Source organism: Erwinia persicina NBRC 102418 (genome assembly GCF_001571305.1).
Classification (GTDB): Bacteria; Pseudomonadota; Gammaproteobacteria; order Enterobacterales; family Enterobacteriaceae; genus Erwinia; species Erwinia persicina.
This window is the reverse complement of the sequence record NZ_BCTN01000025.1, coordinates 14,621-38,608: the sequence shown is the minus strand read 5'-3', so window position 1 is coordinate 38,608 and position 23,988 is coordinate 14,621. Positions and strand designations below refer to the sequence as shown.

Below are 23,988 nucleotides of genomic sequence, written 5' to 3'. Positions count from 1 at the left end.
ACCCCCTCCTTTCAACTGTCGGGGGGCGGCGCGGAGTCAGATGACCACTTTTCCGGTCTTATAAGGGGTGGCCCAGCGTAATTTATAATTCCATTCTGCATCTAATGCGCCAAGCGAAAACCGCATCTTTTTGTGGGTGTTTTCGCAGAGCTGCCTGGCCGCCTGTATGTTTTTCCACATCAGCAGGCTCCCCGGGCTCAGCGATGAGAAACGAGGGTCAATGCCGCCATTGGGAACGTCAAAATAGATCTGCTGATCACTTGCCGCGTGCAGAACCAGATCCATCGCACAGGGAATGTCTCTGACAAACAGGATGCTGCCAAAGAAAAGATGTCGCAGTGAGCTAATTGTATTTGTCAGCACATCGACATTAAAACATTTTACTGTTCCCCGAAATCTCGCGTTAAACAGATGTACATATAAATGAGCAAGTTCTTCAGCAGAAAAATCAGACTGGTCGCAGATCACTCCCCCGGCTTTAATAAAACGGTTGAATTCATTTCTGCGATTTTTCTCGCTCTTGGCCGAAAGTTTTTGCTCAACAATGCAGATGGCATTTTTCCGTGCGAATGAATAATTAACGTTGAGCAGAACTTTATTATGTACGGGTGATAATCGGTTTGTTTTATCCGGAAAAAGTAATTTTGCTTCCGCAGGCAGGGGGAGCAGGATTTCGTCATAGGAGAAAGGGTATTTTTCCCATATGTTTACTCCAACATGTTGATCTTCAACCACCGGATAACCCCCGGTAATCACGCCATTTTTCTCGCGATGAAAGTAACGGATGCGCAGGTTTTCATGATCACCGATGAAGTCGAGGACATCCGGGTTGACATTCAAACTCCCGCCAAATAACTGATAAGTGTGCCGGTAGGTTTTAGCATCGGACTTTTCCCATCCATAAAGTAATCTTTTTAACTTTCTCATCATATAATAAATTGCTGTTAACCAGACTTTCATACTAAGCAGGCTTTATCAAGATATGTTCAAGATGAATCAGAAAATTATCTTTCTCTGATTTTTCTTTACCGATAATATATTGACTGAATCTTGACGGAAGGTTGATAAATACAGGCTGAATTATCCGTCTGTGATGAAGGATGGAAAAGGAATGGCCGGATGACAGCTTGTCAGGGCGTTGATCACCACGCACAGATTAATACGTTTTCAGACCTCCCACGATGCGTGGTTAAATCCGGTCTGTACAGACGACGTGCTTTATACGGCATCAAAGCCAGAACAGGAGTTCTGGCCGTACCCGATGACTGCGCCTTATCGCTCAGCCATTATCGCGAAACCCGGGATAAAGACTCATGCCACCATCGATGAACAGTGTGGTGCCATGAACATAGTCTGACAGGTCACTGGCCAGCCAGACGACCGCGTTCGCCACGTCCTCAGCGTCACCGATGCGGCCGTACGGGATGAGTTTCAGTAGCTTTTCTCCCGCCTCTCCCTGGGTACTTTCCTGATTAATGGCGGTTGCAATCGCACCGGGCGCGACCGCGTTGATGCGGATGCGCTCGCCACCCAGTTCCTGTGCCAGCGACTGCATCAGCATATCCACCCCGCCCTTAGAGGCGGCATAATTACTGTGCCCCGCCCACGGGATGCGCTGATGTACCGAACTCATATGGATAATTTTTCCTGCGGCCCGGCTGACCTCGGGCCGGTGCGCCTGCTGGCGGAACTGCCGGACGGCGGCCTGCGCGCAGAGGAACTGCCCGGTTAAGTTCACCTCCAGTACCCCGTTCCAGTCTGCCAGCGTCATTTCGCTGACGGGCGCGTCCTTCTGCAGGCCGGAGTTGGCGACAAGGATATCCAGAACGCCAAATTCGGCTATCGTGCGGGAAAAAAGCTGTTTTACTTCAGTCTCTTTCGACACATCGGCCTGCAGTGCAATGGCACGGCCACCGGCGGTACGGATCCTGTCGGCCAGCGCCTCGGCGGGTTCAGCCTGACGGTGATAGTTGATCGCCACACTCGCACCGGCCTCTGCCAGCGTTTCTGCACAGGCGTACCCGATTCCGGAGCTCGCGCCGGTGACCAGCGCCACCTGCCCCCTGAGTGATACCCTCATAAACTCTCCTCATTCCGCGAATGTTGTCGTGTCTCTGCCCCTGCCGTCCGCATGGCGGCAGAATTCGTACCGCACCGGCCTGTCGCCGGTCGTTCAAGTTTAGAGGACCCTGGCCGATAGTGATGAATAATCCCTCCTTAATTATCAGGATCTCTGACGTGGAAGATCGGTCTTCTAAACTACAATGGCGACTGGCTTTCTGGTTGTTTATCTCTCTGATCAGCGTCGCGGCCCTGGCCACCCTGTGGGAATTTACGCTTGAAGGCATCGTTCTGCCCTGGCTGGGTATTCCCTATGACGGCGGTTTTGAAACGGCGGAGCGCTGGCGTTTCGTCTTCACTTCGACCGCCTTTGCCATACTGTCGATTCTCATTCCCGGCTGGATCATCCGGCGGTTGCTGATCTCTCTCAGCCAGAGTAATGGGGAAATTATGGCGGCCCGCAAGGAAACACTGCGGCTGGCGCGTCATGATGAGCTCACCGGGTTGCATAACCGACGGGTCTTTATGGAACGCCTGAGGCAGGCGCTCAGTAACCGTGAAACCGGCACGGCCGTGATGATTATTGACCTCGACAAATTTAAGCCCATTAATGACACCTTCGGACACGCCACCGGTGATGAGGTGCTGTGTGAGCTGGCAGAACGACTCAGGCATTTCCGCCGTGAGGGGATTAGCGTTGCCCGGATTGGGGGCGACGAGTTTGCCCTGCTGATCGACGGCAGCATGACCCAGGATGAACTGGCTCTGCTGGCATCGGGTATCTGCATGGCCCTTTCTCAGCCACTGGCCTCCACCCCTCACCCTGTTTCTGCCGGTGTCAGCATTGGGATTGCCCTCGCCCCGCAGGATGCGAATGAGCCGGATCTGCTGTTGAAATGCGCCGACACGGCGATGTATCACAGCAAAAATAACGGGCGCGGCGCGTACCGGTTCTACGATCCGGCTTACGGTGAGGCCGTGCGTGCCAGAGAGCGTTTTGAACGTGAAATCATTGAGGCGGTGCAGCAGGGACAATTTGTCCCCTACTTCCAGCCTATCGTCAATCTGCACAGCCAGCAGATCTCCGGCTTTGAGATTCTTGCACGCTGGCATCATCCCGGGCGGGGCCTGCTGATGCCTGCCGATTTTATCGCTGACGTCGACAGAATGGGCGTGATGCCTGCACTGACCGAACAGATGCTGCGCCAGTCGTGCCGCATTGCCCTGAACTGGGAGTCGCATCTGACCCTGGCCATCAATGTCTCCGCATCGATGATTGACGATCTGGGCTTCCCGGAAAGTCTGCGGCAACAACTGCTGGAAGAACATTTCCCCTGCTCACGCCTGGAAATTGAGATCACCGAGGAGGCGCTGATCACCAATCTGCATAACGCGAAAACGAACCTGAATACCTTCAGGGCGATGGGAATATCCGTCTCTCTGGATGACTTTGGTACCGGCTATTCCGGCCTGTATCATCTGACACAGCTCTCAATTGATAAGATCAAAATTGACCGTTCTTTTATTGCCCTGCAGTCGTCGAATAAAAACCAGATGGTTGATGCCATTCTGGCAATGGGGAAAAGTCTGGAGATGCAGGTCACGGCCGAAGGGATTGAAAAAGTCGACATGGCACAGTGGCTGGCGATGCACGGCTGCGATTTTGCCCAGGGATATCTCTTTGGCAAGCCGGTTCCCGGAGAGGCCGTGCCTCACCTGTTCAACGGCACCGCCCTGAAAGAGCTGAGCGCGCTCTTAAATGAAAAGATGCAGAGCCGCGCAGTACTCACGGTGGGGTAAGTTTACTCCCCTTTGCGGGGGCCAAAACCTGAGATTTCCCCTGATGCAGGCAGCCAGATGGTCTAAACTTATCCGGTGTAAACAGCCCAGATATCTGAGGCTAACTGACCGGGAGGTGACATGAAGTTAACACGACCATCCTTGATGGCTTGCGTTTTTCTAGCAGGCTGCGGCGGCAACAACACCGGCCCCCAGGTGACGTCACCCGGCGAGCCCACCTCCCCCGGGCTGAGCGCGTTATCCACCGGCGCCGGGCTCGTTCAAGCCAGACCGCCGATTGCGGCCATCAACACCTATCTTGATGGTTTCCACTTTTACAGCGGTGACCGGAACGGCCAGATGGAGGCACACCATTATGTGACCGTGCTGAATGACGATGTCATGCAGGCGGTTATTTATGATGGGAACACGCGCGACGCGCGGCTGATGGGCATTGAATATATCATCAGCGAGCGTCTCTATAAGGGCCTGCCGGCGGAAGAGAAGCGACTCTGGCACAGCCACCGCTATGAGGTGAAGTCGGGCACGCTGATCGCCCCCGGGCTGCCCGCTCCGCTTGAAAAGCAGCTTATGGCGAGGATCGTCAACACCTACGGGAAAACCTGGCATACCTGGCATACCGATCGCGATAAAACATTGCCCCTCGGGATCCCGGCGCTGATGATGGGGTTCACTGCTGATGGCCAGCTCGATCCGCGTCTGCTTGCCGATCGCGATCGCCGGTTCGGTACGAATACGCAGAGCATTAAACAGTCCCGGCAGGACCTCCGCAGTGACGCGGTCGACCCACAGGCTGATGCCTGGCAAAAAGGGCATGTCATCCAGTTGAAGAGAGTGGCTGGTGGCGGTGAATATGCAAAGGGAACTACGTCTTTTTCAACCTCGGAGCGCGTCCTAAAACACGCCAAGGATCACGATGTTCCTGCGGATGATAACGAGATGTAACGTGTCGGGGAGCAGAAGAGTAGCGGACTAGGAGCCAGCGTGGCTGTCGTCAATATCACGGCCACCCGCATTACGAAGCGCCGCCACATGCCGCGCAAAGCTGGCTTTCATTTCCGGGCTGTCGGTATTAACGCTGGCGTTGCCATCTTCGTCAATCAGGATCGCTTCCTTCTCCTGCCGGGCTTCCTCCATGTCTTCGCTGGATAAGACGTTGAGCAGATTTTCAGGGCTGCTGAACAGATTTTTCAACAAACGAAACACCGCTATTCTCCTGTTAACAGGTTAACCCCTGTCGTGGTTAACCTGTGTGCTTATCGGGCGCGGATACCCTTTATTTATCAACGGGTGTTTCTGAGCCCAGCTCTGCGCCCGTGACCGGATTAAGCGTGGTATCCGATGCCGTGCGCAATTTCAGATTATCCAGATCGGCCTGGGCTTCTGGTGGCAGGGCCACACTGGCACCACCATCGCCACCGTCAACGGCCGGCGCAGGATTATCGACATAGCGGAAGTTCTCGTCAGAATTCCAGCTCCCTCTGACGTCTCCCCCCTGTGACATGTTGTAATAAACACCGGCATACTGCTCCACAGGCGGCAGCTTGCCCGGTGGGAAGTTATTACGGATGGCGTACAACGCCTTTTCGAAAGAGAGCTGGTGGGCTACTTCCCGGGTCATCAAAAAGCCCAGCGCGTCTTTAACACCGGGATCATCCGTAACGTTAATCAGCCGTTCATAGAGGATCTTTGCCCGCGCTTCGGCAGCAATATTCGAGCGCAGATCGGCCGTCACTTCACCAATGGTGTCAATATAAGCCGCTGTCCAGGGAACGCCAGCCGAGTTGGTCAACGGTGGCCCGCCGCCGTAAAGCAGGGAGGTAAGATGGCTGTCATTCCCCTTCCCGGTGATTTCCCGGTAAAGCTCTCCCTCTTGTTCCGTTCCCTCAGCCAGGGCCCCTTTCGCTCCCTTGTTGAGCATGCCGACCAGTGATCCGATGATTTCGAGGTGGCTCAGCTCTTCGGTGGCGATATCCATTAGCATATCTTTCCGTCCGGGATCGTCATCACCCAGCCCCTGAGTGAAGTATCGGCAGGCGGCGGCGAGTTCCCCCTGGGGACCACCGAACTGTTCCAGTAACAGGTTTGCCAGGCCGGGATTGGGTGCTGCGACCCGGACGGTGTACTGCAGTTGTTTGACGTGTCTGAACATGGTTTACTCCCGCTGTTCATGAAAAACCTGCCCGAAAGCAGGCCATAGGGTCGTCTATTTTTTGGCTTCCACGCCTGGCGTGGCAGAGCGCACCATAAACTGTTCGGTGACATCAGGAAGATGTTGCAGCGCCCAGTCAGCCATGGCCACTTCCTGTTCACGGATCTGTTCAAAAATGCGTGCCCCTTCGATGTCGCCGACCAGTTCCGCTGCGGCAATCAGAGAGGTGTAACTTGCGATTTCAAAATTTTCAAAGACATAACCACTAATGGCGCCTTTAACGACTTCATCGTCTGCCATCATGCCTCCCATCGCCTGGCCCATGGCAGAGAGCTTGCCCATGGCATCTTTCACCATCGAGCTGGAGGTGTCGTAACGATCAATGACTGACTGAACCAAAGCCTGCTGTTCACGTGTTTCTTCAATATGCTGTTCAATCCTTGCCCTCAGGTCCGGATAGTGTTCTAGTCGTGCCGCCATTTTTTCCAGCATACTCTCCGCCTGTTTTTCCATGGCATGAGCGTCTTTTACCCAGGAAAGGTAGTGGTCTTCGTAGTTCATAGCATTCTCCTCGTTGAACAAATGCGCGAGCCGCGTGGACTCACGGGCTGATGGTCAGCAAGACCAATCCCTCAGTTCTGTTGTTCTGCAATTACGGTCAGTTTTTCATCGGTCGCTTTTTCTTCTTTCAGCGTTTCAGCCAGCAGGCTGGCTGCTTCTTCATAGCCCAGACGGAGCGCCATCGCATGCAGGGTGCCGTAAGTGGCGATCTCATAGTGCTCCACCTTTTGTGCCGCGCCGATCAGACCGGCATCCCGCACCGGACCTGCCTCAACGGCCTCAATGATTTCCTGTGCTTCTTCTACCAGGCCTTCCAGTGCGTGGCACTTCATTCTTTTAATGCGAACGCCATCGGTAACATCAACCAGCTTGTCCAGACGTTCAATCTGACCCTGCGTTTCTTCCAGGTGCGCTTTAAAGGCAGAAATCAACTTTTCATCTGTTGCTGCGCGTGCCATTTTTGGCAACGCTCGTGTAATCTGCTTCTCAGCGCTGTAAATGTCAGATAAGTCATGAATAAATAAATCTTCCAGCGTTGTAATTTTCATAGTGGTATCCAAATAAGGGTGAATAAAAAGAAAGGGAAGTTTTCCACAGACGCTTCTAAGTTTAGTCAGGATGAGGTGAAGATCATGCTCATATTAAAAAAACATGGTAAGAATATTCTTAAATCCAATTTTTAAGGAGGTGAGGAGGTCGGCTTTTAATATTGTACAAATTTTAATTTTTTGTATAGTTTGCTTTTTTTTGACTCTTTGCCACAATTGTTTTTCGGTGGTGAAGAGACGACTTTTTATTAAGCGAAACCGCATCTTCTTGCCCCCGTACGCAAGGTTGATAGACTACCGGGAACAACTCGTTTTGGCATGAGTAGAGTTTTTCCTCGTGAACGTGATGCTGAGATTATCTGCATACTCATAACGAACTTACCCTGAGGCGGTAATGGAAAAACAACGTATCTTTGCGCTGATATCAGCCTGGCCGCGGCTGGATTTTGTTGCTGTTAAAATCATCCGTGACACAGATCCCTGCTCAGGCAGGAGCCGGAGTGAGATTTATCTCACTGATAATAAAGAACAACCTTCACTACTGTTTATCGGTAAGGTGCCCGAGGAAGAGGCGGAGCTCTGTATCGTCAGGCTTTCTGCATGGCTGAGGGAATACAGCCACGTTAAGAATGCCAGGTTCCCCTGGAGAAGAAAGGACCACGATGTCCCCGACAACATCAGTATGACGCTGTCTTCTTCGCACTGGCGGCGTTCCGGGTAAGTAAGTCGCGTTTAAAAATAAATCCGTATCACGAAGGTTTATATTAAAAAAAGAAAGCCATTGTCATCACGCACTGGCTCTCGTCATTGTTATCCGAGTTAAGCACTTTACTCTTTACTCAACCATTTTTATAAAACCAGATGCCATCACTGGAGGATTTGCTTTGCCAGAGGTTAAAAGAATGAATTTTGCGGTGAGAGACTTTTCCTGGGCCCTGCTGGTGGCCGTCAGGCTCTTTCATCAAAATGGACAACGCTCATTACTGGAAGAGCATATTTTTATTATGCGCTGGCTTGAACAGGCAAAAAGAAAAAAGATCTTTCCGGTGAGCGTTGCTCCGGAGATAGATTTCTTTCTTAAAGAAGGTAAGCGTTTGCATTATCGGGCTGGACTGAGAGCAAAGGCGGAATATATCTGGAATACCTGTACAGGAAAAAAAGAAGCGCTGTCCGATCTTCGCCGAGTCACGTCTTTCTTTGAAGCGATGCAGATGGTGGGCTGGCGTGATGTGCTGGTGCCAGACAGTGAATGGGACAGCATGACCCCAAAAGGGCTGACCTATCCTGCCGTCTATCTGCGCAAGTCCGCTCTGCATCAGGGTTTTGATCTGAATGAAAACATGCTTTACCCGATGACCATACGCCTGAGTGCTGCATTTCCCGGTCTGATGTTGCTGGCGGAGGATGCGCGATTAAGTGCGACTGGCTTCGTTGATGACCGTGGATTTTACAGCGTGACGCTTTTCAGCTTATCCGCGACTGAACAATCTGAACAATTTGAAGTCGGAGAGAGTCTGCGCTGAAATACGCAGCGGGCTTTAACCGGATGGGTCGCCCTGCGTCGCCCTGTGCTGAGCGGCCCTGCGACCACGCCAGTACTCTTCAAGATAAGGCAGAATTTCAAACAGGATAATCGCCGTCATCAGGGTCACCAGGTAGCCCACCGGTAACGGCGTCTCCCGCAGGCGTAACGTGAAATCGCTGCGCTCAGTACCGGCCCCAAAGAGAGACAGAAACTGCTGCCAGTGCCGGGAAATGACCAGCAGAAGCGCCATTAATGGCACCATCTCGAGAAAACTGTGTATGTGCTGTTCAATGGGCGAGACGCGTCTCGTCGTGACGGCATAGCTGACATCCCAGAGCGCTGTCGCTTCATGGCAGAGAAAAAGGACGATCATCACCAACAGGATCAGAGCATTGACCTGCAGTAAGAGTGCGGCCAGCAAAGGGATCCCCATCTCCAGAAACATCAACAGATGGATAAGGGATTCCTTGCTGCCTGACGTCGTTTCAATATCCGATGCCCGGTGACACAGCCAGTCACAAAAACCGGCAATCAGCCAGACGGGCAGAACGCCATAAAGTAATAATAAGAGTACCGGGTCGGCATGCTGCATCATCAGCGTGTGCCTCCTCTCAGTGGATCTCGTGGCTCACTTTTTCCGCGTAGGTGTCCACGGGGAAAAGCTGATTCCGTGTGATGTCCGGCAGATGCTCAAGCGCCCACCTGACCATCTTAAAATCTTTCTGGATTATTTTGTCGAATAACAGAATAGCTTCCTGATCGCCCAGCGCTTCTGCCGCGGCGATCAGCGGCGTCAGACAGCCGATTTCGTAAGCTTCCAGCAGATAGCTGCCGATGAAATTATTAACCGGATCCGGTGACATCAGCAGACTGTTTATCCCCTGAATGCAGTTCCTGAAATGAGAGACCCGCTCGCTGCCCAGCGCAACCGAATCGATCTGGCGCTTTTGCATAAATTCATTGAGCAGGGCAATGTTCGATCGGGTTTCTTTAATATGCGTTTCGACATGTTCCTGCAGTTCTGGCCATGGCGACAGGTGTTGCTTTAATTCATTCAGCGCAATTTCTGCGTGACGTTCAATTGCGCAGGCATCGCGTAGCCAGCAGTGGTAACTTTTTTCAGGTTGCATTCCATTCTCCGTTAAGCGCAGAACGTTGTATCAGGCTGACACCTGAGACATCAGAGGCTATCGGCATCCGCATTCGTTCTGTGGCTGAATGATGTTCAGGGCCCGTGAAACGCCATCGCGTTTTCACGGGCCCTGATCAGTCGTCACAAGATGACATCAGTCATTGCGATGACTGTTTTGTCCACCTTTGCGACCAGCTTCGGCCGCTCTTTCCGGATCGTTTTTAAAGTTACCGCCACTATTCTGGCCGCCTTTATGGCCGGCTTCAGCAGCACGCTGTGGGTCATTTTTAAAATTCCCGCCACTATTCTGACCGCCTTTGTGGCCGGCTTCAGCAGCACGCTCTGGATCGTTTTTAAAGTTCCCACCGCTGTGCTGACCGCCTTTATGGCCCGCTTCAGAAGCTTTCTCTTTATTTTCTGCAAAATTACCAGATCCACCACGATGTTCAGTCATAATGTGTTCCTCATATTTTTCAGATTAGAGAACGTCCTTATTCCGTTGCGTTTCGCTTGTTCATCAACATTCCGTGTGCATTTAAAACTAGACAAACTGTTTAGGGTGCGCAAATGAAAGTGATGAAAAAAGTATATCTATTTATACCTAAATCACTTAACTCCGCGTAATTAAAAAGAAAGAAATAAGAAAATATTTTAAAGCAGGTTGTTTTTTAAACCGCTAAATTATACAAACAAAAAAATACCGTACAATTATGCACGGGTTTGTGGCGCATTGTTAAAAAATTGTTGTTGAAAATCAATGCATAATAAGTGTATTAGGAATCTTCCTAATTTTACTTCATGGTTGTATAAGTTGTATATTATTAGAGTTCGTTTTTACGTGGTGCAGTATTGAGTGTTGTGCGGTAGTCGTCTTGTAATCGTTCTTTACGGCGAGGGTATTTGTTAAAAAACATCTTATAACGGCTTATCACCTGAATACACCGAGGAGGTGCGGATGACAGATGAAGCAACACTTAAGATAATTAAGGAACGTTACCGTAACGAAAAGAAGCGTAAAAAGATTTTGTCTGAAATTGCTAGCGGTTTCAGCGGTTCTTCTCATGATAAAAAACGGCTGGATACACTTATTCAACAGAATAATCAGTTATTACGAGAGCTTCAGACCTCCCTGCTTATTGATTCTCTTTCCCGCGGTTCTGTTTTGGGAAATATACATTTCGCTTCGTTACGCTTTCAGTCTGTTGAATCCCCTTCGCAGGAAAATACATTAAAAAACGAATGTGACAGGCATCACGAAAAATATTCTGTTAAGACTCAGCAGCTGGTTATCTAGCGCTGAATATGACGTTCTCATCGTTTTCAGATAAAGCGTCCGGTCAGGGGCAATCTGCGAATCCTTCAACACCGAACGGCGTGCACGCGAAACGTCATGATCAGCATTTGAGAGGAGTGATATGCGAATTCACCACCTTAACTGTGGTTGCATGTGTCCCTTGGGCGGTGCCTTATACGACGGGTTCAGCAAAGGAATAAAGGCGCACCTGGTCTGTCACTGCCTGCTGATCGAAACTGACGGGCAGGGACTCATTCTGGTCGATACCGGCTTTGGCCGGGATGATGTGCGCAGGGCGGATCAACGCATCGCCGGTTTCTTTCGCCTGATGAACAACATCCAATATAAACACGCCCTGACGGCTTTATCCCAGATTGAATCGATGGGGTATTCAGCCCGCGATGTCAGACACATTATTCTGACCCACCTTGATTTCGATCACGCGGGTGGCCTCTCCGATTTTCCCTGGGCAAAGATTCACCTGATGCAGCAGGAAATCGATACCGCCCGGTCGCGTCACAGCTGGCTCGCCCGCTCGCGATACCGGCCGGCACAGTGGCAGGGGGCTTCCGGCTGGACGGGTTATCAGGCGCAGGGGGAAAGATGGTTTGGTTTTGATTGCGTATCCGCACTTGACGGACTTCCCCCGGAAATCCTTCTGATCCCCCTGGCCGGACATACGACGGGCCATGCGGGTATCGCCGTTAATACCCCGGAGGGCTGGCTGCTGCACGGCGGCGACGCCTGGTTTTATCGCAGCGAAATGCAGGGAGAGCAACGACACTGCACACCCGGGCTTCGCTTTTATCAGTGGCTGATGTCTGCTGATAACCGTGCCCGCCGGCTGAATCAACAACGGCTGCGTGAGCTGGCCTGCTCCGCCCCGGCGGATGTCACGCTTTTTTGCAGTCATGATGCGCGCGAACTGGCGGCTTTTCTCCCCGGGGAAGTGCTACCTGTGCCGGAAAGGCCGCAGTAGTGCCCTTTCACCACGATACGAGGACTCGTTTATGTCAGAGATGAATCAGCTATGTATTAACGCCTGCCTCAGTTGTCTGGCGGCCTGTGAGCGTTGTGCTACTGCCTGCCTGCAGGAGCCCAATCTGGAGCATTTGCGCGACTGTATCCGGCTTGACAGACAGTGCGCCGTGTTATGCGGGATGACGGCGCAGCTGCTGGCAATGGACAGCGACTATGCGCCGCAGATCTGTAAGCTGTGTGCCGACGCGTGTGAGAAATGCGGCAAAACCTGCAGTCAGCACGATCACGATCACTGCCAGATATGTGCAACGGCCTGCTTCGACTGTGCTGAAAGCTGCAGGGGCATCGCCATGAGGCTGCCCTGACGCGCAGTCGCGTTGAGTTTTGCTGGTTTCCCGGAGGCGTGATGGTGATAATCAGGATCAGCTCACTGACGAGAGGACTGCTATGAAAACCCCTTCTGCAACGATTACTGAGGTAGAAGCGCTGGAGCGTCTGTATGGTGCTGTTGCCAAACCCTCCCTGACCAAAGTCACCCATCATATTCACCCGGCCTACCGACCCTTTATTGAATCCTCTCCTTTTGTTGCGCTGGCGACCTCGGGCGCAGAAGGTATGGATATCTCGCCCCGGGGCGATCCGGCCGGATTTATCCACATTGAAGACGATCATACGCTGCTGCTGCCCGATCGCCGGGGTAACAACCGGATTGACAGCCTGCGTAACCTTCTACTGGACAACCGCGTGGCGCTATTATTCCTGATCCCGGGCATCGGAGAGACGCTGCGCGTCAACGGAACGGCTGAAATCAGTATTGACCCGGCATTACTTGCCCGTTTTTCCGTGGATAATCATCTGCCTCTCTGTGTCATCCGCATTCATGTACAGCGGGTATTTTTCCAGTGCAGCCGGGCCATTCTGCGATCCCGGCTGTGGGATCCCGCTCTCCAGCTCCCGCGCACGGCCCTGCCCAGCACGGGCACGATCCTGAAGCAGATCTCGCACGATGAGATTGACGGGGAAGCCTATGATAATGCGCTGCCTGAGCGGCTGAAAACGACGCTCTACTGAGCCGAACTGTGTCTGTCGTCACGTGCTGATGCCCGGTGGCATCAGCACACTCTTCGCCTGTTTTTCCCACCTTCATTTATAGTGATTCAGTACGTCAACAGTGGCGTTATCGTCCTGTACGGAGGAGATAGCGGTCATACTGATGATCACCGTTAAGCTGTGGACTACGGATATCTGTAGTGGTCACTAGTTAATTTATTATTGTATAGTGACCGCTATATAAAATGTCAAGAGAATAATGAGAGACCGGCATGAAGAGGAATGATGTCAGCACCGCCAGTGAGAAGCCGCGAGGCAGACCGCGCAGTTTTGACCGTGATAAGGCGTTAATCCGCGCGCTGGATATCTTCTGGCGTAAGGGTTTTGAACCCGCTTCCGTGGCCGAGTTGTGCGCGGCCATGGAGATCAATCCTCCCAGCCTCTATGCGGCGTTTGGCAATAAGGCCCGACTGTTCCTGGAAGCAGTCAACTATTACGAGCGCGTTTACTGGCAGGCGACCTGGGAAAGGCTTGAAGATGCCGCAGACGTGACGGTGTCCATTGACCGCTTTTTCAGCGAGGCAGCAGATATTCTGCTGTCACCTTCCGCTCCCTGTGGCTGCATGGTGGTACTGGCTGCCATTAACGTCTCATCCGATTCCGCAGGCGTCGTGGAGGCTGTCAGCGCCTTGCGCCAGGAGGGAAAAGATCGGTTTGAGCAACGGCTTCGCCGGGCGGTTCAGGAACAGCAACTGCCTGCCGGGACGCCGACGACAGCCCTGGCCACCGTGCTGAACACGCTACTGGAAGGTATGTCGATTGAGGCGAAAGACGGCGCGACTCTGCAGAGCCTGAAACAGACCGGCCAGTACGCGGTCAGGCTGCTACCGCACCCCGTGCTCACCCCTTTTGCACGTTAGCACTGAATACGTTACCGCTTTTTCCCTTATCCGAAAATTAACTCTATAATATTGGGTGTTAACAATGAAAAACCATTTTAAGGCCCGTTATTATGGATTTAACTCTCAGCAAACCCGATGAAATTGTCAGGCTGCTGTGCGAGCGACTGCGTAAAGAGCGGCTCACACAGCAAATGACCCAGGCTGATGTTGCGGCCAGGGCAGGAATTGGGGTCAATACCGTGTCTAACCTGGAATCCGGACGGAGCGTGGGGTTTGAAAATCTGGTCAGGGTGGCGATGGTGCTGGGACGCGGTAAAGAGCTGGAGGCCCTGTTCGCGCCGAAAATCGACAGTCTGGACGATCTGCTGCGCTACGAAAAGAACACGACACGCCAGCGTATAAAACGGAGCCTTCACGATGGTGAGTAAAGTCGATGTCTGGTACGAAGGCTGGGGTGAACGCTGGCTGTGGGGAAGTCTGGCCTCTTCAACCGCCCTCACCGGTCGCCCGCAGATCCTGTTTGAGTACAGCGAAGAGGCAGTTCGCCACGGGCTGGAACTGGCCTCGCTCACCCTGCCGCTGAGTGGGCCGCGTCTGCGCAGAGCATTCCCGGCTCATCAGATGGGCCTGCCCGGCCCGGTGTATGACGCCCTGCCCGACGGCTGGGGTATGCTGCTGATGGACAGACTGTTCCGCCAGCGCGGGCTGAATGCGGCGCGCATCGGGCCGCTTGAGCGGTTGACCTGGATCGGTGACAACGCCATGGGGGCGATGTCGTTTGTCCCCTCGCAGCAGGAAGAGGCCAGCCCGGCGGAAGATATTGCGCTGGCGCAGCTCTCGGCTGAGGTGCAGGAAGTGCTGGACGGTGAGGGAGGGGAGTTTTTACAGCGGCTACTGCTGATGGGCGGCTCCCCGCAGGGCGCAAGACCGAAAGCGTTGTTGTATCGCGATGCCACCAGCGGGGCCTTTACCACCGCGGCCAGCACAGACAGAGAAGCCTGGCTGATTAAATTCCCTGCCCGGCAGGAACATCCTGAAGTCTGTGCGATTGAAGCGGTTTATGCGCAGTGCCTGCGTGCGTGCCAGATCAGCACGCCAGAGACCGCCTGGTTTGCCCTGCCCAATGGCCAGGCTGCGTTTGCCTCACGGCGTTTTGACCGGCAGAACGGCATGCGGGTGCCGATGCAGAGTCTTGCGGCGTTCACCGGGGCAAACTACCAGACGCCAGGGGCGCTGGACTACACGAATTTTCTTCGTGCCACCTGGCTGTGTACCCATGATGTCCGGCAGAAGGCGCTGGCGTTTGAACGGGTGGTGTTCAACGTGGTGTTCAATAATCGCGACGATCATCCGAAAAACTTTGCCTATCTGATGTCTGCCCCGGGTCAGTGGCAGCTGGCACCGGCGTATGATGTCACCTGGTGTGAAGGGCCGGGCGGCTATCATCAGATGGATGTGATGGGGGAAGCGCTGGATATTGGCCGTGAACACCTTTTAGCGCTGGGGCAGCAGGAGGCTGAACTGACCGCTTCACAGGCCGGGGAGGTGATAGAGCGCCACTGTGAGGTAGCGTCCGGGTTTACCCGGCTGGCCGGCGAAATGTTTCCCGGGCAGATCACCCCGGAGACGTTACGCACGATTCAGCAGCGCATCGATGACACCCTTAAACGGATGTTGAAATAGGGGCTGGCGGGCAGGGAAAAAAATATTTTCCCGCAACCGCAACCTTTGCCCTGCCCCGGACGAAACTGTGATTAAGGTTATCAGGGCGCTGTCGCCTGCCTCACACTGGAGAACTACTTATGCGTATGAAAAGAACCCTCTGCACGCTGGCTGTCACCGCCTTTCTCGGGCTGGCGCTGCCCGTCACGTCTGCCTTTGCCGCTCTGCCGGTCGGTGCAAACGCCCCTGACTTTCAGCTGAAGGCGGCGCTGGCCGGTAAGCCGACCACCTTCTCGCTGCAGCAGGCCCTGAAGAAAGGCCCGGTAGTGCTGTACTTCTTCCCGGCCGCCTTCAGCGCGGGCTGCACGCTGGAAGCCCATGACTTTGCCGAAGCCACCGATGCGTTCAGCAAGCAGGGCGCAACCGTTATCGGCGTGACCGCCGGGAATGTGGATCAGATTGAGAAGTTCTCCCAGCTGGAGTGCCGGGACAAGTTCACGGTCGCCGCCGATCCGGGGGCTAAAGTGGCTGCAGAGTACCAGAGTACCATGCAGATGAAGGGGCAGACTTTGTCGGATCGTACGTCGTACGTGATTGCGCCGGACGGCAAAATCCTGCTGAGTTATACCGATAAAAACCCGGATGCACATATCCAGAAAGCCATGGATGCCGTGAAAAAATATCGCCAGGCCAATCCGGCGTAACGTCCCGATTTAAAGCAGGTAACGCTATGCTGACTGCCCTTGCTGCCGCCTTTCTTGGCGGCCTTATTCTCAATCTGATGCCGTGTGTATTTCCGGTGATTTCCCTTAAAGCGCTGAGTATGCTCCGCCATCACGATCGGCCTGCCCGGGCACGGGCAGAAGGTCTGGCGTTTCTCGGCGGCGTGGTGGTGACCATGCTGCTGCTGGTGGGCGTGCTGCTGCTGGCCCGTGCCGGAGGATCGGCCGTCGGCTGGGGCTTCCAGCTTCAGTCACCGCTGGTGATCGCTCTGCTCATTCTCGTGATGCTTGCCTCGGCCCTTAATCTGTTTGGGCTGTTTGAGGTCGGGCTCGCAGCGCAGCGGGTGGGGGAAGTGGGCGGCGGACGCAGTGGTCTGACTGGCTCGGCGCTCACCGGGGCGCTGGCGATTATCGTTGCGACGCCCTGTAGCGCACCGTTTATGGCCAGTGCCGTCGGCTATGCGCTGACCCAGCCGCCGCTGGTGAGTCTGGTGATCTTTATCGCCCTGGCACTGGGCTTTGCCGCGCCGTTTACCCTGATCGCTTTCTTCCCGCTGCTGGCGCGTATCTTACCGGCTCCCGGAGCGTGGATGGTGACGCTGAAACACGCGCTGGCGTTCCCGATGCTGGGCGCGGTCGCCTGGCTGATCTGGGTGCTGGAACGTCAGGCTGGCTCGGGGGCGTTGGCGCTGATCCTTGCCTGTTGCATCGTATTGAGCTTTGCCGCCTGGCTGTATGGCATCGCACAGAAACGCCGCATGATGGGGCGGCGCCACTGGCCTCAGCATCTTGCTACGGCGCTGTTCGTGCTGATCATGGTGCCCCCACTGGCCAGCCTGACGACGTTTTCCGGCCAGCCGGAGGCGGCTGAGGCTTCGGACGCGGCGGCTGCGGTCGCCTGGTCCCCGCAGAATGTTGACGCGATCAAAGGTCAGGGGAAACCGATACTGGTGAATTTTACCGCCTCCTGGTGCATCACCTGTCAGGTGAACGATCGCACCTCGTTATCAACGCAGGCGGTGAAAGCCGCGATGGCGCGAACCAACACCCTCTATATGGTGGCGGATTCCACCAGGTACAATCCCGATGTGGAGCAGGCACTCAGTGATTTCGGCCGCGGTGGTCTGCCACTTTACGTGGTTTACCCTGCCGACGGCGGTAAACCGGTGGTGCTGCCGCAGGTGCTGACGCCGCGCATCGTGATCTCTGCGCTCGAACATGCCGCAGACAAGGGGAAGAAAACGTGAATGAACCGATGAGCGAACGCTGTTGCAACATCCCCCTGACTGCCCTCTGACTGTCGTGACTGCCAGGAGCATGTATGGCAGGCACTGATACCCGCGCACGGGAATGGCCGCGTCTGATGGCGCAGGCGCAGGCGGGTGACAAGGCAGCCTATAACCAGCTGCTGAAAGCGATGGTGCCTGCCATCCGGGCCTTTGCACGCAAAAAAATCAGCGATGACGCCCTGCTGGAAGATGTGGTACAGGAGGCCCTGCTGGCGATCCATCGCGTACGTCATACCTACGATCCGCAGCGCCCCATTCTGCCCTGGGTGGCTGCAATCACCTCGGCGCGGGCGATTGATGCGCTGCGGCAGCGCGGCCGCCGTCCGGAGGTTCAGGATGATGACGCCCTGTTGCGCCAGGCGGCCGACGGCGGGGACGAAAGTGTCGTTTATGACGAGCTTACCGGCTATCTGGGCGCGCTGCCGTTGCGCCAGCGCGAGATGGTGGAGTCGGTGCATCTGCGTGAACAAAGTCTGGCGCAGACGGCGGCGGCCAGCCATCTGTCGGTCTCTGCGGTGAAGTCACTGTTACATCGCGCCATGCTCAATCTGCGTAAATATGGACGGGGGAATGATGAGAAATCATGACCAACTGATCGACGAACTCAGTCAGACTGTCAGGCCGGTCACGCGCACCTGGCCGACGGCCTGGCGCGTGGTCGTATGGGCGGCCGCCGTGCTGCCCTGCGGCATGCTGACCAGCTGGGCATTGCACAGCCGGTTTACCGACTGGTCTCAGCCGGGATCCTGGCTGGCGCTGATCACCCTGCTGCTGTCGCTGGCCACGGGCACGGGCGCGATGGCCGCGGCCTTTACCGTCAGCATCGCCGGTCGTCAGGCGTCCGGACTGAAGTGGTGTGCGCTGCTGGCTGCTGTCTGGCTGGTCATTAACCTGCTGAACAGTGCACCGGCCTCGCCACCGGCGGGCGCCGGGCACTGGGGGGAAGGCATACACTGTTATCTGTTTATGCTCAGCGCCAGCCTGCCGATGATCGCCATCTCTATTGCCTGCCTGTCCCGCACCCGCTCGCTGCGCCCCGGGCAGAGCCTGGCGCTGGCCGGGGCGGGCATTGCTTTTATGTCATCAATGCTCCTCTCGCTGTGTCATGAGGTTCATCTGCACCGGCTGGACTTCACCCTGCACCTGGCGGCGGGCGTCACCATTGTGGTGCTGACCGTACTGGCCGGACGGCGCTGGATCCTGTTAAGCCGTTAGCCATAGCGGCCTGTCTTCCGCGACGCTGCATCAGCTGGATCGGCGATGCGCGGTGAGATAACGCTTCACCAGCACAAAGAACAGCGGAACAAAGAACAGCGCCAGCACGGTGCCGGCCAGCGTTCCGCCGATAATCCCCGTACCGATGGCAATGCGGCTGTTGGCCCCCGCTCCGGTAGCCACCGCCAGTGGCACCACGCCGGCCATAAAGGCCAGTGAGGTCATCATAATCGGCCGCAGGCGTGACCGCGCGGCCTGCAGCGCAGCGGCGCTGAGTGATCGTCCCTGCCTGACCGCTTCTTCGGCAAATTCGATAATCAGAATAGCGTTTTTCGAGGTCAGCCCGACGGTGGTCAGCAGAGCGACCTGGAAGTAAATATCGTTATTCAGCCCCCGCAGCGAGACGGCCAGTACGGTGCCGAGCACGCCCAGCGGAACCGTCAGCAGGACGGAGAACGGTACTGCCCAGCTTTCATACAGGGCGGCCAGGCACAGGAAAACAATCAGAATCGAAATCGCATACAGGGCAGTGGACTGCCCTCCGGCCTGTTTTTCCTGCAGGGAAAGACCGCTCCATGCACCCGTCGTGCCGGGCGGTAGCTGTTCCTGCAGCGCCTCCAGCGCAGCCATCGCCTCGCCCGAGCTGTACCCCTCTGCGTTCTGTCCCTGAATCTCAAAGGCGGCAGAACCGTTGTAGCGGTTTAGGCTTTCCGGTCCGACCGTCCAGCGGGTGGTGGCAAACGCGGAAAACGGCGTCATGCCGCTGTCGGCATTGCGGATAAACCATTTATCCAGGTCGCCCGGTGCGGAGCGGAAGGGTGCGTCGCCCTGCATATAGACGCGCTTCACGCGATCGCGATCGATAAAGTCATTGATGTAGGCCCCCCCCCAGGCCCCGGTCAGCGTGTCGGTAATATCGGCGGGTGCCAGGCCCAGCACCACGGCCTTATTGATATCTATATCCACCTGCAGCTGAGGCATCTGTGGCAGAACGTTACTGCGCACCGCCGCCATCTCCGGGCGATGGCTGGCTTTTTCCAGCAGCGTATCACGCAGGGTTTCCAGCTGGCTGCGCGGCGTTCCCCCGCTGGCCAGCAGCTCATAGGTGAACCCGCTGTTTTGCCCGAGGCCCGGCACCGAGGGGGGTGTGAGGGCGAAGATCTGGGCATCACGGATGCCTGACAGTGCGGCCGTCGCGCGTGCGGCGATGGCTTCAGCGGAGTTCTCCGCCCCCGGACGCTGATCCCAGTTTTTCAGCTTGATAAAGGCCATACCCGCGTTCTGTGCAGCCCCGCTGAAGTTAAAGCCATTGATGGTAAAGACCACCTCAACATTGTCTTTCTCCTCCTTCAGGAACCAGTCGACAATTTGCTGGTTAACCGCCTCCGTGCGGCTGCTGGTGGCTCCGGCTGGCAGCGTTGCCTGCAGCATGACGCTCCCCTGATCCTCATTAGGCAGGAAACTGCCCGGCAGACGGGTGAACACCACAAAGAGTATCAGCCCCATGGCACCGTACAGCACCACCATCATCACCGGGCGACGCAGCGTGCCCAGCACCTTGTGGCGGTATTTTCGTTCGGTCGCGGCATACAGCCGGTTAAAGCCCCCGAAGAAGCCACGGCGATGAGGTGTGACGGGCCGCAGAAGCATGCCGCACAAGGCTGGCGTCAGGGTCAGGGCCACCACCACGGAAAAGGTCATGGCGGCAATGATGGTGACGGAAAACTGACGGTAAATGACGCCGGTTGAGCCGGCGAAAAAGGCCATCGGCAGGAATACCGCTGACAGCACGAGGGCAATAGCCACGAGGGCACCTGAAATTTCCTTCATCGATTTTTCAGTGGCTTCCCGGGCAGGGAGTCCCTCGTCGTGCATGATGCGCTCGACGTTTTCCACCACCACTATCGCATCATCCACCAGCAGACCAATGGCCAGCACCATGGCAAACAGCGTCAGTGTATTGATGGTGTAGCCCATAACGGCCAGTACGCCGAAGGTGCCCAGCAGCACGACGGGGACCGCCAGTGCGGGGATCAGCGTGGCGCGGATATTCTGTAAAAAGAGGTACATCACCACCACGACCAGCGCGATTGCTTCAATCAGGGTGATCACCACGTCCTCAATGGAGATTTTGATAAAGTCGGTGCTGTCCAGGGCATACGAGACTTCATACCCGTCCGGCATGGAGTGACGATACTCTGCGATGGTGGCCTTTACCCGCTTCGCCGTGTCCAGCGCGTTTGCGCCCGGTGCCAGCATCACCCCCACCCCGGCCGCAGGATGACCGTTCAGGCGGGTGCTCATATCATAAGATTCGCTGCCGAGTTCGACCCGGGCAACGTCGCCGACGCGCACGATGGCCCCGCTACGGTCGCTTTTAACGATGATATTGCGAAACTGCTCCGGGGTCTGCAGGCGCGACTGCGCGCGCACGGTGGCCGTCAGTTGCTGATTGTCAGGTGACGGCAGTCCGCCGATCTTGCCGGCGGAAATCTGGACGTTCTGCGCCCGGATGGCAGCGGCCACATCTGAGGGCTGTAAGGCATAAGAGTAAAGTTTGGCCGGGTCCAGCCAGATGCGCATTGCATACTGACCGCCAAAGACCTGAATATCGCCGACGCCCTCTGCGCGCGCCAGAGGTTCCTGCATATTGCTGACCAGCCAGTCGCCGATATCTGAACTGCTGCTTTTATCGGTTGTATCATACAGGCCCATCACCAGCAGGAAGTTAGACTGGGACTTGGTGACGGTGACGCCCAGCTGCTGAACCTCTGTTGGCAGCCGCGACAGCGCCTGCTGCACCTTATTCTGCACCTGTACCTGCGCCGTGTCCGGGTCGGTGCCCTGGCTGAAGGTGACATCAACGCTGACGTTGCCCTGTGAGCTGCTGCTGGAGGTGAAGTAAAGCAGATTATCCAGCCCGGTCAGCTGTTGTTCGAGGATCTGGGTAACGCTGTTTTCCAGTGTTTCGGCAGAGGCACCGGTGTAGGTGGCGCTGATGCTGACCGACGGCGGAGCAACGTCGGGATACTGTTCCACGGGGAGCTGCGAGATGGCCAGCGCACCGAGCAGCATGATAAGAATGGAAATGACCCACGCAAAAACCGGGCGATAGATAAAAAAGCGAGAAAACATCAGCGTATGCCTCGTTGTTTTCCAGCCTGATATGTCGCCGTTACCGTCGGGCGGCATGTTCAGATGAAAAACGAATGTTCTGACCAGAGTAAAACTGTCAGGGGGTGAAGTCTGACAGAAAATAAAGGCGAAAAAGTAAGGCGATATAATAAGTTAAATTAACGGTTTTGGGTAATAACATCACCGATGTTTTCCAGAAAATCCCCGACGGCGTATTCGACTTTGAGCAACGATCCTGACCAGGGCGCGAGAGCGAGCTGACGGGCAGACAGGCCCAGCCGGGCGGAGGTCATGTATAAGGTTGTTCCGCTGCCATCAAAGGTGCAGCTGGTCGGGCGCGGCACAGGAAGGGGCAGCCAGCGAACGGTTTCACCATCGGGCGAGATACGGGCAACAGCCGCCCCGTCAAAAAGCACGCTAATCAGATAACCCTCGCGATCGACCACCAGCCCGTCCGGTTTGCCATACTGACGCGCGAAGGTAACCAGCGGCTTGCAGATACCCATCCGCCCGGTCAGGGGATCGCGGGGACAGGCATAAATCGTGCTGGCGAGGGAGTCCGTGATATACAACATCCGCTGGTCATCCCGCCAGGCGAGGCCGTTGATCAGGGTAAAACCATCCTCGATCGTTTGCCAGCGCCCGTCCGGTGACAGGCAATACAGATAGCCTGAACCCGCTTGATCAGACCGACCCAGAGACGACCGCAGGCATCAAAACAGGCATCGTTGAAGCGGTAACCTGGCTGCGCGTGGGGGGCGGTGGCGATACGCTGTCTGCGGCCTGCGCGGTCAATCCGCTCAATGTGGCAGCCTGTACCGATGACCAGCCCGCCGTCCGGCGCTTCTCTGACAAACGCCAGCGGAGCGGGTAGGGTCAGCGTCCGGTGGTGACCGGTCAGCGGATCAAAGCGATGGAGAACGCCGCCCTGGGTATCGACCCAGATGACCTGCCGATCGGCACGGTGCCAGATCGGGGACTCCCCGAGAAGCGACTCGCCTGCCACGGCGACAGATACCGCATTCATCCGCGCGGCTCTGGATGATGCACGGCAATCTGCGCCCAGTTTGCGGCAACATCGTCTGGCGTGGCGGCATGCACTGCGCGCAGATCGTAGGGATAATGTACGCCACTGGCTTCTGCTGCGCGTGTGGCATGAAACTGGCCGTTAGCCGCCCGCAGTATCCAGCCACCCTCGCGACAGGCTGGGGAAGCCAGAAATGCCACGCCGGGCGCGACGTCTGCGGGCCGCAGATTATCCGGTTCGCCGTCCACTCCCCACATCCGCGTTTTCGCCACGGGAGACACGGCATTGACCACGATCCCCGATTCTGCGCCCTCGGCGGCCAGCACGTGCATAATGCCAACGACCGCCATGCGTGACGCCGCGTAAGCGGTCAGTCCGTGCTGCACATACTGCGGATAAAGCGCCCGGCAGGAAGTGGTCACGACGATCCGCCCATAGCCTGCGGCTTTCATCCCGGGCCAGGCAGCCTGTGCCAGCCAGAGCGGTGCCTTTGCAGCAATGGTCATCATCCTGTCGAAGGCTGCATCCCCGATAGCTTCCACCGGCTGATACGCCACCCAGCCCGCACTGTGAATCAGCGTGTTAACCTGTCCCGCCAGGGCTTCCGCGCGGTTGAAGAGAGCATAACAGCCCTCCCGGGTGCTGATATCGCCCGCTATCGCCCGCACCGTTAACCCTTCCGACCGGAGCGTGGCGGCGGCGTCTTCCACAACCTGCGGATCGACGCTCTCCCCATCGCTGGCGGCACCATTATCCTGAATCAGTACCGTTGCGCCCAGTTGGCCCAGAAGGCGGGCATAGGCCAGGCCCAGTCCGCGCCCTCCTCCCGTGATCAGCACCGTACTGCTGTTAAAATTCATTCTCTCTCTCCTCAACGTTAAACCTCTGAGGGGAAGTATGGGAGGGCTGCTGCGATATTAAAAATACTCTTT

General features: G+C 55.8%; 25 protein-coding genes and 3 pseudogenes. 15 read left to right on the top strand and 13 right to left on the bottom strand.

Annotation, left to right across the window (positions count from 1 at the left end):
• Positions 1 to 36: 36 nt before the first annotated feature.
• A complete protein-coding gene (locus EPE01S_RS20205) occupies positions 37 to 930 on the bottom strand; it encodes a GNAT family N-acetyltransferase (protein ID WP_255210167.1) in 894 nt (297 codons plus the stop codon).
• A 349-nt stretch (positions 931 to 1,279) separates the two neighbouring features.
• Positions 1,280 to 2,080 (bottom strand): SDR family oxidoreductase, encoded by an 801-nt coding sequence (locus EPE01S_RS20200; RefSeq protein ID WP_062748762.1) that lies wholly within the window; start codon positions 2,078 to 2,080, stop codon positions 1,280 to 1,282.
• A gap of 158 nt (positions 2,081 to 2,238) precedes the next feature.
• Here EPE01S_RS20200 and EPE01S_RS20195 point away from each other — a divergent pair, with 158 nt between their 5' ends.
• The gene (locus EPE01S_RS20195) at positions 2,239 to 3,861 is read left to right on the top strand and encodes a putative bifunctional diguanylate cyclase/phosphodiesterase (RefSeq protein WP_062748760.1); all 1,623 of its coding nucleotides are present in this window, start codon (positions 2,239 to 2,241) and stop codon (positions 3,859 to 3,861) included.
• Positions 3,862 to 3,981: 120 nt separating this feature from the next.
• Positions 3,982 to 4,806, top strand: a complete 825-nt coding sequence (locus tag EPE01S_RS20190; protein ID WP_062748758.1) for an OBAP family protein — start codon at positions 3,982 to 3,984, stop codon at positions 4,804 to 4,806.
• Positions 4,807 to 4,833: 27 nt separating this feature from the next.
• Here the strand turns inward: EPE01S_RS20190 and EPE01S_RS20185 are convergent, their stop codons facing one another.
• The 4 genes from EPE01S_RS20185 to EPE01S_RS20170 all read right to left on the bottom strand — a co-directional run bounded on the left by EPE01S_RS20185 (position 4,834) and on the right by EPE01S_RS20170 (position 7,122).
• Entirely contained in the window at positions 4,834 to 5,067 is a 234-nt protein-coding gene (locus EPE01S_RS20185; RefSeq protein ID WP_062748756.1) for a hypothetical protein, read from the bottom strand.
• Positions 5,068 to 5,137: 70 nt separating this feature from the next.
• Complete coding sequence (locus tag EPE01S_RS20180) at positions 5,138 to 6,013, bottom strand: manganese catalase family protein (protein WP_062748754.1); 876 nt, start codon at positions 6,011 to 6,013, stop codon at positions 5,138 to 5,140.
• 54 nt (positions 6,014 to 6,067) lie between these two features.
• Complete coding sequence (locus EPE01S_RS20175; RefSeq protein ID WP_062748751.1) at positions 6,068 to 6,574, bottom strand: ferritin-like domain-containing protein; 507 nt, start codon at positions 6,572 to 6,574, stop codon at positions 6,068 to 6,070.
• Positions 6,575 to 6,645: 71 nt separating this feature from the next.
• Positions 6,646 to 7,122, bottom strand: coding sequence for a YciE/YciF ferroxidase family protein (locus EPE01S_RS20170; protein ID WP_062748749.1), 477 nt, complete (start codon positions 7,120 to 7,122; stop codon positions 6,646 to 6,648).
• 394 nt (positions 7,123 to 7,516) lie between these two features.
• On the opposite strand from EPE01S_RS20170, the gene EPE01S_RS20165 reads away from it, so the two are divergent.
• Together EPE01S_RS20165 and EPE01S_RS20160 are read left to right on the top strand one after the other, a co-directional pair.
• Positions 7,517 to 7,843 carry a hypothetical protein gene (locus EPE01S_RS20165; RefSeq protein ID WP_062748748.1) on the top strand — a complete coding sequence of 109 codons (327 nt, stop codon included), beginning with the start codon at positions 7,517 to 7,519 and terminating at the stop codon, positions 7,841 to 7,843.
• Positions 7,844 to 8,024: 181 nt separating this feature from the next.
• Positions 8,025 to 8,645: a DUF2913 family protein gene (locus EPE01S_RS20160; protein WP_062748746.1), complete on the top strand. Its 621-nt coding sequence runs from the start codon at positions 8,025 to 8,027 to the stop codon at positions 8,643 to 8,645.
• A 15-nt stretch (positions 8,646 to 8,660) separates the two neighbouring features.
• Here the strand turns inward: EPE01S_RS20160 and EPE01S_RS20155 are convergent, their stop codons facing one another.
• The 4 genes and pseudogenes from EPE01S_RS20155 to EPE01S_RS20145 all read right to left on the bottom strand — a co-directional run.
• Positions 8,661 to 9,242: a diguanylate cyclase gene (locus EPE01S_RS20155; protein ID WP_255210166.1), complete on the bottom strand. Its 582-nt coding sequence runs from the start codon at positions 9,240 to 9,242 to the stop codon at positions 8,661 to 8,663.
• 16 nt (positions 9,243 to 9,258) lie between these two features.
• Complete coding sequence (locus tag EPE01S_RS20150; protein WP_062748744.1) at positions 9,259 to 9,777, bottom strand: DUF892 family protein; 519 nt, start codon at positions 9,775 to 9,777, stop codon at positions 9,259 to 9,261.
• A 156-nt stretch (positions 9,778 to 9,933) separates the two neighbouring features.
• A pseudogene (locus EPE01S_RS23990) lies at positions 9,934 to 10,005 on the bottom strand (con-10 family general stress protein); the annotation flags it as partial.
• A gap of 9 nt (positions 10,006 to 10,014) precedes the next feature.
• A pseudogene (locus EPE01S_RS20145) lies at positions 10,015 to 10,233 on the bottom strand (con-10 family general stress protein); the annotation flags it as partial.
• 501 nt (positions 10,234 to 10,734) lie between these two features.
• Between EPE01S_RS20145 and EPE01S_RS20140 the strand changes: the two are divergent.
• From EPE01S_RS20140 to EPE01S_RS20090, 11 genes are all read left to right on the top strand, one after another.
• Entirely contained in the window at positions 10,735 to 11,073 is a 339-nt protein-coding gene (locus EPE01S_RS20140; RefSeq protein ID WP_062748740.1) for a hypothetical protein, read from the top strand.
• Between the two features lie 121 nt (positions 11,074 to 11,194).
• Positions 11,195 to 12,052 carry an MBL fold metallo-hydrolase gene (locus EPE01S_RS20135; RefSeq protein ID WP_062748738.1) on the top strand — a complete coding sequence of 286 codons (858 nt, stop codon included), beginning with the start codon at positions 11,195 to 11,197 and terminating at the stop codon, positions 12,050 to 12,052.
• 31 nt (positions 12,053 to 12,083) lie between these two features.
• On the top strand, positions 12,084 to 12,419 hold the full coding sequence (locus EPE01S_RS20130; protein WP_062748736.1) for a four-helix bundle copper-binding protein: 336 nt from the start codon (positions 12,084 to 12,086) through the stop codon (positions 12,417 to 12,419).
• An 82-nt stretch (positions 12,420 to 12,501) separates the two neighbouring features.
• Positions 12,502 to 13,125 carry a pyridoxamine 5'-phosphate oxidase family protein gene (locus EPE01S_RS20125; protein WP_062748734.1) on the top strand — a complete coding sequence of 208 codons (624 nt, stop codon included), beginning with the start codon at positions 12,502 to 12,504 and terminating at the stop codon, positions 13,123 to 13,125.
• 251 nt (positions 13,126 to 13,376) lie between these two features.
• Positions 13,377 to 14,024, top strand: a complete 648-nt coding sequence (locus EPE01S_RS20120; protein ID WP_062748732.1) for a TetR/AcrR family transcriptional regulator — start codon at positions 13,377 to 13,379, stop codon at positions 14,022 to 14,024.
• A 92-nt stretch (positions 14,025 to 14,116) separates the two neighbouring features.
• Positions 14,117 to 14,434 (top strand): helix-turn-helix domain-containing protein, encoded by a 318-nt coding sequence (locus tag EPE01S_RS20115; RefSeq protein ID WP_062748730.1) that lies wholly within the window; start codon positions 14,117 to 14,119, stop codon positions 14,432 to 14,434.
• Positions 14,424 to 15,689: a type II toxin-antitoxin system HipA family toxin gene (locus tag EPE01S_RS20110; RefSeq protein ID WP_062748728.1), complete on the top strand. Its 1,266-nt coding sequence runs from the start codon at positions 14,424 to 14,426 to the stop codon at positions 15,687 to 15,689. Before EPE01S_RS20115 ends, EPE01S_RS20110 begins: the two co-directional genes overlap by 11 nt.
• 119 nt (positions 15,690 to 15,808) lie before the next feature.
• Positions 15,809 to 16,372, top strand: a complete 564-nt coding sequence (locus EPE01S_RS20105) for a peroxiredoxin (RefSeq protein WP_062748726.1) — start codon at positions 15,809 to 15,811, stop codon at positions 16,370 to 16,372.
• Between the two features lie 26 nt (positions 16,373 to 16,398).
• Positions 16,399 to 17,637 (top strand): protein-disulfide reductase DsbD family protein, encoded by a 1,239-nt coding sequence (locus EPE01S_RS20100; protein ID WP_062748724.1) that lies wholly within the window; start codon positions 16,399 to 16,401, stop codon positions 17,635 to 17,637.
• A gap of 74 nt (positions 17,638 to 17,711) precedes the next feature.
• Positions 17,712 to 18,266, top strand: coding sequence for a sigma-70 family RNA polymerase sigma factor (locus EPE01S_RS20095; RefSeq protein WP_062748722.1), 555 nt, complete (start codon positions 17,712 to 17,714; stop codon positions 18,264 to 18,266).
• Positions 18,253 to 18,894: a DUF1109 domain-containing protein gene (locus EPE01S_RS20090; protein ID WP_062748720.1), complete on the top strand. Its 642-nt coding sequence runs from the start codon at positions 18,253 to 18,255 to the stop codon at positions 18,892 to 18,894. Before EPE01S_RS20095 ends, EPE01S_RS20090 begins: the two co-directional genes overlap by 14 nt.
• A gap of 30 nt (positions 18,895 to 18,924) precedes the next feature.
• Here EPE01S_RS20090 and EPE01S_RS20085 read toward each other — a convergent pair whose 3' ends face one another.
• From EPE01S_RS20085 to EPE01S_RS20070, 3 genes and pseudogenes are all read right to left on the bottom strand, one after another.
• Positions 18,925 to 22,029: an efflux RND transporter permease subunit gene (locus EPE01S_RS20085; protein WP_062748718.1), complete on the bottom strand. Its 3,105-nt coding sequence runs from the start codon at positions 22,027 to 22,029 to the stop codon at positions 18,925 to 18,927.
• Between the two features lie 158 nt (positions 22,030 to 22,187).
• A pseudogene (locus tag EPE01S_RS23055) lies at positions 22,188 to 23,056 on the bottom strand (SMP-30/gluconolactonase/LRE family protein).
• Positions 23,053 to 23,916: an SDR family NAD(P)-dependent oxidoreductase gene (locus EPE01S_RS20070; protein ID WP_062748712.1), complete on the bottom strand. Its 864-nt coding sequence runs from the start codon at positions 23,914 to 23,916 to the stop codon at positions 23,053 to 23,055. Before EPE01S_RS20070 ends, EPE01S_RS23055 begins: the two are co-directional and overlap by 4 nt.
• Positions 23,917 to 23,988 lie beyond the last annotated feature (72 nt).